Here is a 16,607-nt window from a genome sequence, read left to right as displayed (position 1 = left end):
CTTTTGCTCTTATGCTCTTGATGCAAATCAACAGCCCCGTCGCCGCACCCCGATAGACTCGCCACACTGCCAGCCTATCCGGGGGAATGCCCGCATGCTCGACGCCATTCGTTGGGACACTGATCTGATCCGCCGCTACGACCTGGCGGGGCCGCGCTACACCTCGTATCCGACGGCCGTGCAATTCAACAGCCAGGTCGGCACCTTCGACCTGTTCCATGCCCTGCGCGACAGCCGCAAGGCGCTGCGCCCGTTGTCTCTTTATGTGCACGTGCCGTTCTGCGCGAACATTTGCTACTACTGCGCCTGCAACAAAGTCATCACCAAGGATCGCGGGCGGGCACAGCCGTATCTGCAGCGCCTGGAGCAGGAAATCCAGTTGATCGCCTGCCATCTGGAGCCGGCGCAGAAAGTCGAGCAATTGCACTTCGGCGGCGGCACCCCGACCTTTCTCAGCCATGACGAACTGCGTCAGCTGATGGCGCATCTGCGCAAACACTTCAATCTGCTGGATGACGATTCCGGCGACTACGGCATCGAGATCGACCCACGCGAGGCCGACTGGTCGACCATGGGCCTGCTGCGCGAACTCGGCTTCAATCGGGTCAGCATCGGCCTGCAAGACCTTGATCCGGCGGTACAGCGCGCGGTCAATCGCCTGCAAAGCCTTGAGGAGACCCGCGCAGTCATCGACGCGGCGCGCACCCTGCAATTTCGCTCGATCAACATCGACTTGATCTATGGCCTGCCCAAGCAGACCCCGGAAAACTTCGCGCGCACTGTCGAGGAAGTCATCAGCCTGCAACCGGACCGGCTCTCGGTGTTCAACTACGCGCACTTGCCGGAGCGCTTCATGCCGCAGCGGCGGATCAACAGCCACGAACTGCCAAGCCCTGCGCAAAAACTGGAAATGCTCCAGCGCACCATCGAACAACTGACCGCCGCCGGCTACCGCTACATCGGCATGGACCACTTCGCGCTGCCCGACGATGAGCTGGCAATCGCTCAGGAAGAACAGACCCTGCAGCGCAACTTTCAGGGCTACACCACTCACGGCCATTGCGACCTGATTGGTCTTGGGGTGTCGGCGATCAGCCAGATCGGCGACCTCTACTGCCAGAACAACAGCGATCTGAACCAGTACCAGAACACCCTCGCCGCCGCGCAACTGGCAACCAGCCGTGGCCTGGTGTGCAATGCCGACGATCGCCTGCGGCGTGCGGTGATCCAGCAACTGATCTGCAATTTCAGCCTGGAATTCGCCGAAATCGAGCAAGCGTTCAACATCGATTTTCAGGGCTATTTCGGCGAGCTGTGGCCGCAACTGCAAGGCATGGCCAACGATGGATTGATCACGCTGGAACGCGAGCGCATCGAGGTGTTGCCGGCCGGGCGTCTGCTGGTGCGTTCGGTGTGCATGGTGTTCGACGCGTATCTGGAACAGCAGAACCGCCAGCGCTTCTCGCGGGTGATCTAGTTTTTCGTCAGCAGTGAGCCGAGTTTGAGGTTCTGCTCGGAGGTGAGGCCGGACTGATCCATGACTTTGGACAGGGCCAGATTGGCGCTGATCAGCCCGGTATTCAGGGCGGCGATGGCACCGCGCAGCGCGGCGAGCATATTGACCTTGGCTTCGTTGGTCAGTGTTCTGTCGGACATGACGGCCGCCATCCGGGCTTTCTTCTCGGCGATCTCTTTTTGCAGTTTGCGGATCATCTTCAGCAACTGCTGGACGTTCTCGGGCAAGCCGCTGTCTTCGATGTCGCTGTTCTCACCACTGACGCTGAAGGATTTTTCGATGGAGGCGCCGGACAGCGACACTTTGACGCCCTCGACCAAGGTCGGGGTTGTCAACGGCGCAGAGGCGGCATTCTGCTCGCTGTCGGTGCCCGTCCTGGCGGTGCTCGGCACAGACGCAACGCCGCTATTACCGGGGTTCAGCGTGTCAATGGCGGCCATCGAAGCGATTCCTTGCATGCGTGGTGATACCCCTTTATCGGCCACTTGCCCTGCGGCTTTACGCCCGCGGGACAAACTCGCCACAGGCTGGCCTGAATGTCCCCCCGTGGGTTACCCTTACGTCTTATGTGTGTTTTCCCACAAGGATTTAAGAAATGTCCGAGCCAGTCAAACTGCGCGCTCACAACCAGGCCCATTGCAAGGATTGCAGCCTGGCCCCTCTCTGCCTGCCACTTTCTCTGAATCTGGAAGACATGGATGCGCTGGACGAAATCGTTAAACGTGGCCGCCCGTTGAAAAAGGGTGAGTTCCTGTTCCGTCAGGGCGACACCTTCGATTCCGTTTATGCAGTACGCTCCGGCGCGCTGAAGACCTTCAGCCTGAGCGACAGCGGCGAAGAACAGCTGACCGGTTTCCACCTGCCGAGCGAACTGGTCGGCCTGTCCGGCATGGACACCGAGAAACACCCGGTGTCGGCCCAGGCCCTGGAGACCACCTCGGTCTGTGAAATTCCTTTCGAACGCCTTGATGAACTGGCCCTGCAACTGCCGCAGCTGCGCCGTCAGTTGATGCGGGTGATGAGCCGCGAGATCCGTGACGACCAGCAAATGATGCTGTTGCTGTCGAAAAAAACCGCCGACGAGCGCATCGCCACGTTCCTGGTCAACCTATCGGCCCGCTTCCGTGCTCGCGGGTTCTCGGCCAACCAGTTCCGCTTGAGCATGTCGCGTAATGAAATCGGCAATTATCTGGGCCTGGCGGTGGAAACCGTGTCACGGGTATTCACCCGCTTCCAGCAGAACGAACTGATCGCCGCCGAGGGCAAAGAGATCCACATCCTCGACCCGATCCAGCTCTGCGCCCTGGCCGGCGGCTCGCTCGAAGGCTGATCTCGATCCGCGGTTGAGCGAAGCGTTTCAGCCGCGGGTATACTGCGCCGTTTGCAGCCCTGCCAGGACACCTCGACGATGGTCTTCGACTCCTTCGACATCAAATCCCTGATCCGCCCCGTGATCGACTTCCCGAAACCGGGCGTGATCTTTCGCGACATCACCCCGCTGTTCCAGTCGCCCAAGGCCCTGCGCCTGGTGATGGACAGCTTCGCCCACCGTTATGTGGAAGCCGATTTCACCCACATCGGCGCGATGGATGCGCGCGGTTTCCTGATCGGTTCGGTGCTGGCCTACCAACTGAACAAGCCGCTGGTGCTGTTCCGCAAGCAGGGAAAACTGCCGGCGGACGTGTTGGCCGAGGGTTATGCGACCGAATACGGTGAAGCGTTCCTCGAAGTACACGCCGACAGCCTGTGCGAAGGCGATTCGGTGGTGATGTTCGATGACCTGATTGCCACCGGTGGCACGCTGATCGCCGCGGCCAACCTGATCCGCCGCATGGGCGCGCGGGTGCATGAGGCGGCGGCGATTATCGATCTGCCGGAGCTGGGGGGTTCGCAGCGCCTGGAAGATATGGGGATTCCTACTTTCTGTCTGACGCAGTTTGCTTTGACTGACAAGTAAGCGGCGTCTGTACTGGCGCCTTCGCGAGCAAGCCCGCTCCCACAGAGGATTTGTGAACGCCACAGATCCAATGTGGGAGCGGGCTTGCTCGCGAAGGGGCCTGCAGCCTCACCGCAGAACCTAAAGCCCCATCTGCTTGCTGATGATCTCGTTCATCACCTCCCGCGTCCCGCCGCCAATCGACAGAATGCGGTTATCCCGATACAGCCGCTCCACCAGACTTTCGCGCATGTAACCCAGGCCACCAAGAATCTGCACTGCCTCGGTGGTAATCCGGTCCGAGGTGTCCGTGGCAACGTTCTTGGCCATGGAAATCTCCTTGATCACGCTCTGCCCCGCCGCCATTTTCGCCGCCTGGCGGTAGGTGAACTCGCGCGATACTTCCAGCGCCGTGGCCATTTCGGCCAGCCGATGCTTGATCACCTGGAACTTGCCGATGGGTTTGCCGAACGCCTCACGCTCGCGCGCCCACTTCAGCGCCTCTTCGAGCGCGAGCTGCGAGGTCATGTTGGCCATCAGTGCCAGCGCCAGCCGTTCACTCTGGAAATTGCCCATGATGCAGGCGAAGCCCATGTTCTCCGCGCCGATCAGATTGCCCACGGGCACCCTGCAATCGTCGAAGAACAGCTCAGCGGTGTCCGAGGCCCACCAGCCCATTTTCTTTAGCTGGCGGCCTACCGTGAAGCCTGGGGTGCCCTTCTCGATCAGCAACAGACTGATGCCGCCGAAACCCGGCGCTCCGGTGCGCACCGCAACGGTGTAGAAATCGGCACGCACGCCGCTGGTGATAAAGGTTTTGCTGCCGCTGACCCGGTAGAATTCGCCGTCACGCACGGCGCGGGTCTGAAGGTTGGCGACGTCGGAGCCGCCGCCGGGCTCGGTGACCGCCAGGGCGCTGATTTTCTCGCCGCTGAGCACTTGCGGCACGACGCGCTCGCGCACCTCGGGCCGGGCCCATTTGACGATCGGTGGCAGGCCGATATCCAGCGAACCGAGGCCCGCGACCAGACCACCGGAGCCGCAGCGCATCAGTTCTTCGCTGGCGGCAACCTTGGCGAACACATCACCTTCGTGGCTGCCACCCAGCGCTTCGGGATAACCGATGCCAAGAATCCCCGCCGCCCCGGCCTTCTGGTACAGCTCACGGGGAAAGCTTTCGGCTTCTTCCCACGCATCGATGTCCGGCAGGATCTCGCGCTCGACGAAACGTTTGACGCTGTCGCGGACCATTTGGTGGCTGGGGTCGAAGTATTCCTGGAAAGCAGGCATCGGCGAACTCCATCGAAGGGTTGGCCGACGTTAACCGAGCGCTTGCTTGGTTTTCAATAGGTTTGTGTGAATCAGTCAGACCGAGGTGCGCCATTCGCGAGCAAGCCCGCTCCCACATTCGACCGCATTCAATCTGAATGAACTCGATCAACTGTGGGAGCGGGCTTGCTCGCGAAGGCGTCTGTTCAGACACCCTATGACTTAGAGGGAAATCGGCTTACGCCCGGCAAACGAATGCGCCAGTGTCCCGCCATCCACCAACTCCAGCTCCCCACCCAACGGCACACCGTGGGCAATCCGCGAGGCGATCAAGCCTTTGTTGGCCAGAAGTTGAGCGATGTAATGCGCAGTAGCTTCACCTTCCACCGTCGGGTTGGTGGCGAGGATGACTTCGGTAAAGGTGCCCGCCTCTTCAATACGCGCCATCAGCTGCGGAATACCGATAGCTTCCGGCCCCAGACCGTCGAGCGGCGACAGGTGGCCCTTGAGCACGAAGTAGCGCCCACGGAAACCCGTTTGCTCCACCGCATACACGTCCATCGGCCCTTCCACCACGCACAGCAGCGTGTCGTCGCGGCGCGTGTCGGCGCACTGCGGGCACAGATCGTCTTCGGTCAGCGTGCGGCACTGACGGCAGTGCCCCACCCCTTCCATGGCCTGGCTCAAGGCCTGGGCCAGGCGCGTGCCGCCGCTGCGATCACGCTCGAGCAACTGCAACGCCATGCGCTGGGCGGTTTTCTGACCCACGCCCGGCAAAGTGCGCAGGGCGTCGATCAGTTGGCGAATCAAAGGGCTGAAGCTCATGGGTAAAAAGTCCGACAAAACAACGAGACGCGGTTTATACCCGCGCCTCTGGCCAGCGTCAAATGCTCAGTCCTGGGCGACCTTCACCACCAGTTTGCCGAAGTTGCGCCCCTCCAGCAGACCGATGAACGCCTCGGGCGCCTGCTCCAGACCTTCCACCACGTCTTCGCGGAATTTGACCTTGCCGTCGCGCACCCACGGCACCATATGGCTGATGAACTCAGGCTGGCGGTCGCCGTAGTCGTCAAACACGATGAAGCCCTGAATCCGTACACGCTTGGTCAGCAGGGTGCGTTGCAGCATCGGCAGACGATCCGGACCTTGCGGCGCTTCAGTGGCGTTGTAACCGGCGATCAGCCCGCACAGCGGGATCCGCGCCTTGGGGTTGAGCAGCGGCACCACGGCATCGAACACATGCCCGCCGACGTTCTCGTAATAGATGTCGATGCCATTCGGGCAAGCCTTGGCCAGTTGTTCGGCAAAGTCCGGCGCCCTGTGATCGATGCAGGCATCAAACCCCAGTTCCTCGACCACGTATTTGCATTTGTCGGCACCACCGGCCACACCCACGGCGCGCAGGCCCTTGATCTTCGCCACCTGACCGACCACTGAACCGACCGCACCGGACGCTGCAGCCACCACCAGGGTCTCGCCTTCTTTCGGCTGACCGATGTCGATCAGCCCCATGTACGCGGTCATCCCCGGCATGCCCAGTACACCGAGCGCCATCGACGGGCTCGGCAGACCGGACGGAATCGGCATGATGTTGCGCCCGTCGCTGATGCTGTGGCTTTGCCAGCCGGTGAGGCCGACCACCAGATCGCCCTGGTGGAATTTCGGATGACGGGAATTCTCGACACGGCTGACAGCGCCACCGGTCATCACTTCGCCGATTTGTACCGGCGCGGCGTAGGACGGTGCATCGCTCATGCGCCCGCGCATGTAAGGGTCCAGCGACAGGTACAGGGTTTTCAGCAACACCTGGCCGTCTTCGAGATCCGGCAACGCTTCGCGCTCCAGACGGAAGTTTTCCGGAGTCGGCGCGCCCACCGGACGTGAAGCGAGGACGAAGCGTTGGTTGAGGGTCAGAGGGTCGGACATGTCAGCGTCTCCTGTGAATGGGGAATTCGGGGGTATAGGGAGCAGACCTTTGGCGGCGGTGGTGGGTTCGATGTTTCTTCAGTTGGTCCGAGTCGACGCCTTCGCGAGCAAGCCCGCTCCCACAGGGGAATGCATTTCAACATGTGGGAGCGGGCTTGCTCGCGAAGGCGTCAGCCCCGCCAACACATAACGATCAGGCAGAAACAAAAATGCCAAGCGCAATGCCTGGCATTTTGTGTAGCTCATCCAACCCGCAAAGGCGAATCAGAATGGCAGTTTCATACCTGCTGGCAGGTTCATGCCGGCGGTCATGCTGCCCATTTTTTCCTGGCTGTTGGCTTCGATCTTGCGCACGGCGTCGTTGACGGCCGCGGCGACAACGGCTTCGAGCATTTCCTTGTCGTCTTCGCTCAGGCCTTCAACCAGGCTTGGGTCGATGCTGACGCTTTTCACGTCGTGACGACCGGTCATCACCACGGTGACCATATCGCCACCGGCCTTGCCGGTGACTTCGGCGTTGGCCAGTTCTTCCTGCATCTTGGCCATTTTTTCCTGCATCTGCTGCGCCTGCTTCATCAGGCCGGCCATGCCACCTTTCATCATGGGAATCACCTCAAAAGTACTTGGATCAAAACAGCGCCCGGCCAGCGAGGCCGGACGCCCTCAGTTATTAGCCTTGGGCGACCAAGGCGTCGACAGGTTCAATAGTATCGTGTCGCACCACTGCACCGAACTGCTGGACCATCTGCTGGATGAACGGATCCCCGTGGATCGATTCCTCCGCCTCGCGCTGACGGTTGGCCCGGCGACGGGACGCGGCCTGCGCCGGGGTTTCCTGCTCGGGCTTGATCAACTCGATGGTCAGGGTCAGCGTGCGACCGTGGAACTGGTTCAACGCATCGTTCAGGCGCCGCTGTTGCGTGGCGTTGAACAGCGCGCTGTGCGCCGGGTCCAGGTGCATCAGCCAATGGTCGCCATCGACCGCGATCAGCGTGCAGTTGGCGGCGATGCTGCCGGTCATGCCGGAGATCGGCAGTTGCGGGAACAGCTCCAGCCATTGCAACGCCAGACCGGTGGCCGGCGCTGCGGCAGGCTCCGGCTCGGGTTCCGGGGCCGGCTCGGCGGTGTGTTCGCTGGCCAGGTCGTCGAGGTAGCTGTAGGCCGAATCCATGTCCGGCTCGATGTAGTCTTCGTCCAGCGGCGGCTCGTCGTCGAGGTCCATGCCTGGAGTGGCGGCATCGACGTCGGCGACCGACGGCTCGGGAATCGGCGCAGCGGCCCACTCCGGTGCATCCGGCACCACGCTGTCCGGGGTCGGCAGCGGCATCGGCGGCAACTCGGGCTGCTCGCTGGCGGTTTCCAGCACCGGCTCGACGGCTGGTTGCTGCACCGGCTCGGGTTCCGGCTCGGGTTCGACCGGATCGTTCCATGGCAGGTCGACCACCGCTTCGGCGGCGACTGGCTCTGGTTCCGGTTCTGGCGCATGGGCCACCACAGGCGCTGGCTCTGGAGCCGGCGTTGGTGCTGGAACAACAACCGGTGCAGGCGCAACAGCCGCAGCGACTACCGGCGCAGGCTTGGGCGCGGCAGCCACTGAATTTGCGGAATCAACTGTGGCCTGGCTGATCCCCACTGGCTTTAGCGGTTGCCTCGGGGCGTCCGTCGTATCCGCCGGCCGGAAGGCCAGCATCCGCAGCAGGACCATTTCAAAGCCACCACGGGGATCCGGCGCCAGCGGCAAGTCGCGGCGACCGATCAGGCCCATCTGGTAATAGAACTGCACGTCTTCGGCCGGCAGCGCCTGAGCCAATGCCAATACGCGGTCACGGTCGCCATGACCGTTGTCGACACCTTCAGGCAAGGCCTGGGCGATGGCGACGCGGTGCAGCACGTTGAGAATTTCCGAGAGCACGCCGTTCCAGTCCGGGCCTTGCTCGGCCAGATGGCGCACGGCTTCGAGCAACGCCTTGGCGTCGCCTTCGATCAGCGCGTGGAGCACGTCGAAGACCTGACCGTGATCCAGCGTGCCGAGCATCGCCCGCACGTCGGCGGCCAATACCTTGCCTTCACCGAAGGCGATGGCCTGGTCGGTCAGGCTCATGGCGTCACGCATCGAGCCGTCAGCGGCGCGGCCCAGCAACCACAGCGCGTCGTCCTCGAACGGCACGTTTTCGGCGCCGAGCACGTGGGTCAGATGCTCGACCACACGCTCGGGCGTCATGTTCTTCAGCGAGAACTGCAGGCAACGCGACAAAATCGTTGCCGGAAGTTTCTGCGGATCCGTCGTCGCCAGGATGAACTTGACGTACGGCGGCGGCTCTTCGAGGGTTTTCAGCAGCGCATTGAAGGAATGGCTGGAGAGCATGTGCACTTCGTCGATCAGGTAGACCTTGAAGCGCCCGCGGCTCGGCGCGTACTGCACGTTGTCGAGCAGCTCGCGGGTGTCTTCGACCTTGGTCCGGCTCGCGGCGTCGATCTCGATCAGGTCGACGAAGCGCCCTTCATCGATCTCGCGGCATACCGAACACTCGCCGCAGGGGCTCGAAGTGATACCTGTCTCACAGTTCAGGCATTTGGCAATGATCCGCGCAATGGTGGTCTTACCGACCCCGCGGGTACCGGTGAACAGGTACGCGTGGTGCAGCCGCTGGCTGTCCAAGGCATTGATCAGAGCCTTGAGCACATGGGTCTGGCCGACCATTTCGCGGAACGAGCGCGGACGCCATTTACGTGCAAGAACCTGATAACTCATCGAAAACCGTCGCAACGAAGGAAGCTGAAGCGGCTAATGCTAGCGGAGCAAGGGCAAAATTGCATCCGGTGTGCTCGTCTAATCTGGCTAAGCTGCTGTTGGCGGGGAAATTTCGCTCGTGATCGGGACTCATCGGAGCATGTATGCGTTGGGCCTTGGGAGCTTTGTTGGGGATCAGTCTGAGCGTGAGCGCGTCCGAACCGCCGCTGCGCTTTGTCGTGGCCGACAGCTGGGCGATGCCGATGGTGCAGATCGACCACGGCCGCCCGACCCAGGGCATCCTCCACGACATCATGCTCAGCCTTGCGACGCAGGTCGGCGTGCCGGCCGAATTCCACGTCCTGCCGCGCGCCCGGGTGCAGAACGCCATGGAGCACGGCGAAGTCGACGTGCGCTGCTATGCCGCACAATCGTGGCTGCCGAATCAGTCCGGGGACTATATCTGGAGCCTTCCGCTGCTGTTCCAGCGCGATTTGCTGATCAGCCGCGACGCTCAGCCGCCCCGCGTCGACCCTGCCGACCTGCCCCGCCAATCGATCGGCACCGTGCTCGGCTATACCTATCCGACCCTGCAACCGCTGTTCGACGCCGATCGCCTGCAACGCGAGGACGCGCGTAATCAGGAACAAGTGCTGGAAAAACTCCTGGCCGGCCGCTACCGCTATGCGGTGAGCAATCAATGGACACTGGACTGGTTCAATCAGCGCCTGCTGCCCGGGCAGCAACTGCACGGCGTCGCGGTGCTGCAGGAGCAGCATGTGGGCTGCTACGTGAGGAATGACCCTCAGGTGCCAGTGCAGCGGATCCTGCGCACGTTGTTGCGGATGAAAATGTCGGGGGAGATTGATGACATCATCCGGTTGTATACCGGGTCCGCTGAAGCCACCCCATAACCCATTGTGGGAGCGGGCTTGCTCGCGAAGGCGTTGTGTCAGTCACCTGATTCGTTAACTGGCACACCGCCTTCGCGAGCAAGCCCGCTCCCACAGGGGGACATTTCCGACAGAGAATTATTCAGTAGCCGTGCGACTCACGGAATTTCTGGTAGTCGTGAAATTCGATCCACTCGACCACGTCGTACGGCAGATAAAGCTGCTGCCGGGCGCGGGAGATGGCGATGTACACGGCGCAGATCCGCTGATCGAACGCGTAGGCGTCCTTGAACTGCACGTTGGTCAGCAGCTCGGGCGTCAGCAGAACGCGGTCGAACTCCATGCCGCCCGCCTCTTGCGCCAGCATCAGCAGGCAGCTTTTGCCGGGGCTGCCGATCATCCGATTGAGCCGGGTCAGGTCAGCGACCTTGAAGCCCTTCTCCAGTTCGGCCTCGACCCACAGAAACGCCTCGTCGAACTGGTTGGCATCGCGCACCTGCTGCCACTTGGGCAGATCGCTGAAATAGCGATGCGGGCCCTTCTCGCTGTGTTCGGCACTGTAGAAGTCGACCCTGAACAGTTCGATGGCGGTGATCATGAAGTGCTCGAGGTCGCGCTGGGCTTTCATGTCGGCAAAGCTGAACAGGCAATTGGCATCGTGCAGCTGCATGGCCCACTTCATGGTGTCCCAAGGGGACGCGGTCAGCACCACGCAACCTTCGGGCGGGACAAAGCCCTGCGGATAAAACTCGATGCCGACGTCAGCTTCACGCGCGCCTTCGAACGGCACCTTGCTCTTTTCCGAGTGCCGGGAAATCAGCGGATTGACCAGACGTTCGACGTTGCGCCCCGAGCGCACCGAATAGGTGATATCGCTCTGGCGCACTTCACGCTTTCTTTTCACCAGATCGCGCTCGGCATGCTGATACTCATCCCCAAGCGTGATCAGCACCTGCCGGCCGCGCTCGATAATCTGCAGCAGCGAGGCGGGAATGTCCTGACTCTCGTCAATCAGCACGTGGGTATAACGCGGCGGCACCACGCAGCCCGCAAGGCTTGCCCGCTTGATCAGCAACAAGGCTTCAAAGCCGCTCTGCCGGCCCCACGCCGGGTTGGCCTCAAGGTAAGTCCACACGCGGCTTGAATATTCCAGCAGCACCTTGGACTCAAGGCTGGACAAGGACAGTTTGAAATACGGCAGATGATGCGCCGACAGGCTGTAATCCCGGGAGTGGCAATAGCGCTCGAGGGTTTCCAGACAGACGTTGAGAGTCCTTTGCGCGTCATGCTCGCGAAAGCCGAGGATGTTCAGCTCCTGCGCCAGACTCTGCTTGCTCGCGACTCGGCCAGCGGCGCTTGCCGGCTGCGGCTTGCGCCCATAAATCAGCCCGCGTGCGAACGCCTCGAAGGTGATGCCGGGCTTGCGTTCACTGGCAACGCCCATGCGCTGGCACAGGGTCGCGAGTTTTTCCGGGGTGCGTGCCAGCAACAGGGTTTTCCCGGGGTCCAGGCACTCGGTCAAGGCACCGACCAGGTGGCTCTTGCCGATCCCGGCATAGCCTTGCACGTGCAGGTCTTCATCGAGGTTGGCGCGGAAGGTTCTGACCAGTTTGTCCTGCGCGGCGCTGAGCCAGCGCTCGCGGTGCGCGGGGCTGATCATCTGCTGGCTGAACGGATTGTTGATCGCGTGGTGGCGCGTCTTGAACTCGTCATCCCACTTGCCATCGGGCAGCAGGTAATCCTGCGCCGACACCTCTTCGGCCAACAGCAATCGCAGGTTCAATCCCCTGATGGCGTTCAGGCCGAAGTACAACTGGCGCGGGTCGAACAGCCGTTGCGCCTCGGACAGCAGCCCTGCCCCGCCATCGACCGCCCAGGCGATCAGGCGCGCCAGCACCTTCTCCGCTGCTGCGGCGGTGAGATCCTTTTCGGTGGCCTGAGCCAGATTCTGGATGACCAGCACGGCGGCCAGCTGCGCATCCGTCAACTCGCCGAGGTTTTTTGCGCCATCGGGCTGCAACAGGCTGGCGCAGGTCTCATCCGTCACGGGCAAGTACACGGCGGTGGATAAATCGTGATGTTCCGGGTGCATACAACCTCGTAGCCAGGGCGCGAACTTGTCAACGACGCGCGCAGCAAGACGGTGGAGTATGCCACTGTTCAACCTTGGTGGCTGAACAGGCATCGGGGGGCAGCCTTCGCGAGCAGGCTCGCTCCCACAGGGGCTGGTGTGAAAGCCCAAATCGCGGGCATAAAAAAACCGCAGTGGGCGAAACCCATGCAGTTCTGTTGAAGCGTTCTTCGTTCGTTAAGGTGGTAACCCCACCAGCCACACCCCGGCACACAATGTTCCCGCTGTGGCTGCTGCCTTCCGGCTCTGACCAGGTTCACGGGTAATCGTTGCGGGGGGACCGATGGGGTCACCATAACGACACTCACCTGTCGGCGAGCCGCGCCATTGTACCTATCTGAAGCGAAGTTACAACCGTTGGTTTCAGATAAAAAATATGAAGGGCTTCAAGCACTTGCTATTGCGCCTGCAACACCTCGTCCGCCTTGCCGCCCGCCTGCTGGATCACCAGATGGATGAAGTGCAGCTTGGCAATCGCCGCCGCCGGCAGCACGAACGGGTAGAAATCCGGCTGCCCCATGCTGCGTGACAGCTCGTTGAGCATGCCCGCCAGTTCGATCCACGCATTGACGAACGACAGGAACGCCGCGCCGCCGGGGTGCTCCGGGTCATACAGGGTGCTCGGCGGAAACGGCTGGTAGTCGAAGTCCATTTCCCGCGCGCTCATGCCGAAACCCAGCGCGGTATCCACCGCATCCATCATGTGCAGGTAATGCGCCCAGGTTTCGGCCCAATCTTCCCATGGGTGCATGGTCGCGTAGGCGCTGACGTAGTGTTGCGGCCAGTCCAGCGGTGCGCCCTGTTGATAATGACGGTCGAGCGCTTCGGCGTAACTGGCGCGCTCGTCGCCGAACAGGTTGCGAAAAGCTTCGAGCCACGGGCCGTTGGCGATCAAACGATCCCAATAATAATGCCCGACCTCATGCCGGAAATGCCCGAGCAGCGTGCGATAGGGTTCATGCATTGCCGCCCGCACCTGCTCGCGATGGGCGTCGTCGGCTTCTTTGATATCGAGGGTGATCAGACCGTTGGCGTGGCCGGTCATTGGCGCGTTGCCTTCGAGGTCGACGCCGATGAAGTCGAAGGCCAGACCGGTGGCCTCATCCACGGTTTTCGGGATGACCGGCAGGCCGAGGGTGATCAGTTGCGCCACCAGCCGGCGCTTGGCGATTTCGACTTTGCGCCAGCGTTCGGGGTTTTCCGGCACTGAGAGGTCGGGGATGGTGCGGTTGAGGCTGCAGGCGATGCACAGGCTGTCGTGGCCGTTATCCGGCAGCAGCCAGTTGCACGCGGCGGGCGTGTCGAGGTTGGCGCAGCGACGAAACAGTCCGGCGTCGGGATCGGCATCGAGTGTCCAACTGCCGTCGTGCGGCCCCGGTTGCAGCGAGGTCAGGCGACTTTCTTCAGGCTGATAGCCCAACAAGGCGCTGCAAGCCAGGCACTGACTGTTGCGAAAGAACAGCGACTGGCCGCAGCGGCACGGCCAGATTTTGCTGTTGCGTGAAGATTCGCCCATGAACGGCGCGACGATGCGAGAACTGAGCTGCTCGAAAAAGCGGTACATGGCGATCTCTCCCTGGGGCTTGCCAAGACTAGATCATTGCCGAGCCGACATCGTTCCGAATACTCCACGGCTATTGGCCGATACCACCCTTGTGGTGAGGGGATTTAGCGAAACGTCGCACCGCCCCGATGGGTTGCGAAGCAGCCCCAAATCCTAAAACTCGGTTGAATCAGACAAACCGTGTGCTCAGGCTTTACGACTGCTGCGCAGCCGGTCGGGGATAAATCCCCTCACTACAGGTTTGAGCCCTATCAGGCAGAAATGCCATGGGTTTTGAGGAACGCGATAAACGCCTCTTCATCCATCACCTTCACCCCCAGTTCATTGGCCTTGGTCAGCTTCGAGCCAGCACCCGGCCCTGCGACCACACAATGAGTTTTCGCCGATACCGAGCCGGCGACCTTGGCGCCGAGGCTTTCCAGGTGTTCTTTGGCCACATCACGGCTCATCAATTCGACCTTGCCGGTCAGCACCCAGGTCTCGCCGGACAGCGGCAGGCCTTCGACGACTTTCTTCTCGCTCAGCCAGTGCATGCCGAAATCCCGCAGCTGTTTCTCGGCGGCCTCGGCGATCAGCCGATGCTCGGGCACAGCAAAAAACTCGCGAACAGAATTGGCCTGCTTCTCCGGCAACGCCTGGCGCATGTCCAGCCAGTCGGCATCCATCACCGCTTGCAGCGAACCGAATTTGTCCGCCAGTTTCTGCGCACCGCCCGGCCCAACCGAAGGGATGTGCAGTTTGTCGAGCAAGCCGCCGAGCGTGGTGCTGGCGGCAAATTCAGCGCCGAGTTCACCCTGATCCTGAATCTGCAGGCCATGCCCCAACAACTCGGTGATCACTTGCTGGTTGTGCGCATCCTCAAAGAAGCTGTGAATCTCGTGCGCCACTTCCAGGCCGATGTCCGGCAGGTAGGTCAACACTTGCGGCAACGCCTGCTGCACGCGCTCCAGCGACCCCAGCGAGCGCGCCAAGACCTTGGCCGTCTCCTCGCCGACATCGGGAATGCCGAGGGCGTAAATGAAGCGCGCCAGACCCGGTTGCTTGCTGTCTTCGATGGCTGCCAGCAGCTTGTTGCTGGAGACCTCGGCAAAGCCCTCCAGATCGACAATGTCGTCGAACTTCAGCGCATACAGATCGGCCGGCGAGCTGACCAGACCTTCATCGACCAGTTGCTCGACGCTCTTGTCGCCAAGGCCTTCGATATCCATCGCCCGGCGCGAGACGAAATGAATGATCGCCTGCTTAAGTTGCGCGCCACAGGCCAGACGGCCGACGCAGCGGTACACCGCACCTTCACTGATGGTTTCCTTGCCTTTGCTGCGCTTGACCAGTTGCGTGCGCTCGACATGGGAGCCGCAGACCGGGCAATTCTCTGGAATCGCTACAGGACGAGCATTCTCCGGGCGACGTTCGGTGACCACTTGCACCACCTGCGGGATCACGTCACCGGCGCGACGGATGATCACCGTGTCGCCGATCATCAGGCCCAGGCGCGCCACTTCATCCATGTTGTGCAGGGTCGCGTTGGCGACGGTGACGCCGGCGACCTTGACCGGTTTCAACCGCGCCACCGGAGTGACCGCGCCGGTGCGACCGACCTGGAATTCCACGTCGAGCAGTTCGGTGAGTTCTTCCATCGCCGGGAATTTGTGCGCAATCGCCCAGCGCGGTTCGCGGGCCCGGAAGCCCAGCTCGCGCTGATCGGCGATGCTGTTGACCTTGAACACCACACCGTCGATTTCGTAGGCCAGCGCGTTACGCCGCTCACCGATGTCGCGGTAGTAATCCAGGCACTCGCCGATGCCTTTGGCCAGCTTCAGCTCGTGGCTGATCGGCATGCCCCACTTCTGCAATTGCTTGAGGTTGCCGATGTGAGTATCGGAGATATCGTGGGAGACCTGACCGATGCCGTAGCAGCAGAATTCAAGCGGGCGATTGGCGGTGATCTTCGAATCCAGCTGACGCAGGCTGCCGGCAGCGGCGTTGCGCGGGTTGGCGAAGGTCTTGCCGCCGACTTCCAGTTGCGAGGCGTTGAGGCGCTCGAAACCGGCCTTGGACATGAACACTTCCCCGCGCACTTCGAGGGTCGCCGGCCAGCCTGAGCCGTGCAGCTTCAACGGGATGTTGCGCACGGTGCGCACGTTGACGCTGATGTCTTCACCGGTGGTGCCGTCGCCACGGGTGGCGCCGCGCACCAGCACGCCGTCCTGATACAGCAGGCTGACCGCCAGGCCATCGAGTTTCGGCTCGCAGCTGTATTCCACCGCCGCGCCGCCACCGAACAGATCACCGGCCGGCAGATCCAGACCTTCGGTCACCCGGCGGTCGAACTCGCGCATGTCGGTTTCTTCGAAGGCGTTGCCGAGGCTGAGCATTGGCACTTCGTGACGCACCTGGGTGAACGCGGTCAGTGCCACGCTGCCGACACGCTGGGTCGGCGAGTCGCTGGTGATCAGTTCCGGATTGGCCGCTTCCAGTGCCTTGAGCTCGTGGAACAACCGATCGTACTCGGCGTCCGGAATGCTCGGCTCGTCGAGGACGTGGTAACGGTAGTTGTGCTGATCGAGTTCAGCGCGCAGCTCTAGAATGCGGTTTTTGGCGGCGGTCATGGGTGTTCTCTCATAAAGCAAAAGAGCAGCCG

13 protein-coding genes and 1 other RNA gene are annotated in these 16,607 nt (G+C 61.8%); 4 read left to right on the top strand and 10 right to left on the bottom strand.

The annotated features are described in order from the left end of the window. Positions 1–94: 94 nt before the first annotated feature. Positions 95–1,477 carry an oxygen-independent coproporphyrinogen III oxidase gene (gene hemN / locus E3Z29_RS12240; protein ID WP_134785870.1) on the top strand — a complete coding sequence of 461 codons (1,383 nt, stop codon included), beginning with the start codon at positions 95–97 and terminating at the stop codon, positions 1,475–1,477. Here the strand turns inward: hemN and E3Z29_RS12235 are convergent. Next, complete coding sequence (locus tag E3Z29_RS12235) at positions 1,474–1,956, bottom strand: hypothetical protein (RefSeq protein WP_098967978.1); 483 nt, start codon at positions 1,954–1,956, stop codon at positions 1,474–1,476. The two genes, hemN and E3Z29_RS12235, sit on opposite strands and share 4 nt — an antisense overlap. Before the next feature lie 155 nt (positions 1,957–2,111). On the opposite strand from E3Z29_RS12235, the gene fnr reads away from it, so the two are divergent. Further along, a complete protein-coding gene (fnr, locus tag E3Z29_RS12230) occupies positions 2,112–2,846 on the top strand; it encodes a fumarate/nitrate reduction transcriptional regulator Fnr (protein ID WP_003223347.1) in 735 nt (244 codons plus the stop codon). Between the two features lie 78 nt (positions 2,847–2,924). Next, positions 2,925–3,473 (top strand): adenine phosphoribosyltransferase, encoded by a 549-nt coding sequence (locus E3Z29_RS12225; RefSeq protein ID WP_003223345.1) that lies wholly within the window; start codon positions 2,925–2,927, stop codon positions 3,471–3,473. Between the two features lie 120 nt (positions 3,474–3,593). On the opposite strand, the gene E3Z29_RS12220 is transcribed toward E3Z29_RS12225, so the two are convergent. The 5 genes from E3Z29_RS12220 to dnaX form a co-directional block, all read right to left on the bottom strand. After that, positions 3,594–4,742 (bottom strand): acyl-CoA dehydrogenase family protein, encoded by a 1,149-nt coding sequence (locus E3Z29_RS12220; protein ID WP_134785869.1) that lies wholly within the window; start codon positions 4,740–4,742, stop codon positions 3,594–3,596. Positions 4,743–4,943: 201 nt separating this feature from the next. Then, entirely contained in the window at positions 4,944–5,546 is a 603-nt protein-coding gene (recR, locus tag E3Z29_RS12215) for a recombination mediator RecR (protein WP_007965550.1), read from the bottom strand. Positions 5,547–5,612: 66 nt separating this feature from the next. Continuing rightward, on the bottom strand, positions 5,613–6,647 hold the full coding sequence (locus E3Z29_RS12210) for an NADP-dependent oxidoreductase (protein ID WP_134785868.1): 1,035 nt from the start codon (positions 6,645–6,647) through the stop codon (positions 5,613–5,615). 264 nt (positions 6,648–6,911) lie between these two features. Then, positions 6,912–7,250 (bottom strand): YbaB/EbfC family nucleoid-associated protein, encoded by a 339-nt coding sequence (locus tag E3Z29_RS12205; RefSeq protein WP_003223337.1) that lies wholly within the window; start codon positions 7,248–7,250, stop codon positions 6,912–6,914. Positions 7,251–7,317: 67 nt separating this feature from the next. Further along, positions 7,318–9,399 carry a DNA polymerase III subunit gamma/tau gene (gene dnaX, locus E3Z29_RS12200; protein ID WP_098967975.1) on the bottom strand — a complete coding sequence of 694 codons (2,082 nt, stop codon included), beginning with the start codon at positions 9,397–9,399 and terminating at the stop codon, positions 7,318–7,320. 143 nt (positions 9,400–9,542) lie between these two features. On the opposite strand from dnaX, the gene E3Z29_RS12195 reads away from it, so the two are divergent. After that, on the top strand, positions 9,543–10,292 hold the full coding sequence (locus E3Z29_RS12195) for an ABC transporter substrate-binding protein (protein ID WP_134785867.1): 750 nt from the start codon (positions 9,543–9,545) through the stop codon (positions 10,290–10,292). 121 nt (positions 10,293–10,413) lie between these two features. On the opposite strand, the gene E3Z29_RS12185 is transcribed toward E3Z29_RS12195, so the two are convergent. The 4 genes from E3Z29_RS12185 to ligA all read right to left on the bottom strand — a co-directional run bounded on the left by E3Z29_RS12185 (position 10,414) and on the right by ligA (position 16,575). Continuing rightward, positions 10,414–12,363, bottom strand: coding sequence for a hypothetical protein (locus tag E3Z29_RS12185; RefSeq protein WP_134785866.1), 1,950 nt, complete (start codon positions 12,361–12,363; stop codon positions 10,414–10,416). Positions 12,364–12,591: 228 nt separating this feature from the next. Then, positions 12,592–12,688, bottom strand: an RNA gene (ffs, locus tag E3Z29_RS12180) — signal recognition particle sRNA small type. Positions 12,689–12,799: 111 nt separating this feature from the next. Continuing rightward, entirely contained in the window at positions 12,800–13,966 is a 1,167-nt protein-coding gene (locus E3Z29_RS12175) for a putative zinc-binding metallopeptidase (protein WP_134785865.1), read from the bottom strand. 251 nt (positions 13,967–14,217) lie between these two features. Further along, positions 14,218–16,575 (bottom strand): NAD-dependent DNA ligase LigA, encoded by a 2,358-nt coding sequence (gene ligA, locus E3Z29_RS12170; protein WP_134785864.1) that lies wholly within the window; start codon positions 16,573–16,575, stop codon positions 14,218–14,220. Positions 16,576–16,607: the final 32 nt, after the last annotated feature.

The sequence above is a fragment of the Pseudomonas sp. S150 genome, from assembly GCF_004526365.1.
Classification (GTDB): Bacteria; Pseudomonadota; Gammaproteobacteria; order Pseudomonadales; family Pseudomonadaceae; genus Aquipseudomonas; species Aquipseudomonas putida_A.
Note: the sequence above shows the minus strand (reverse complement) of the source record. Positions and strands in the feature narration are given on the sequence as shown.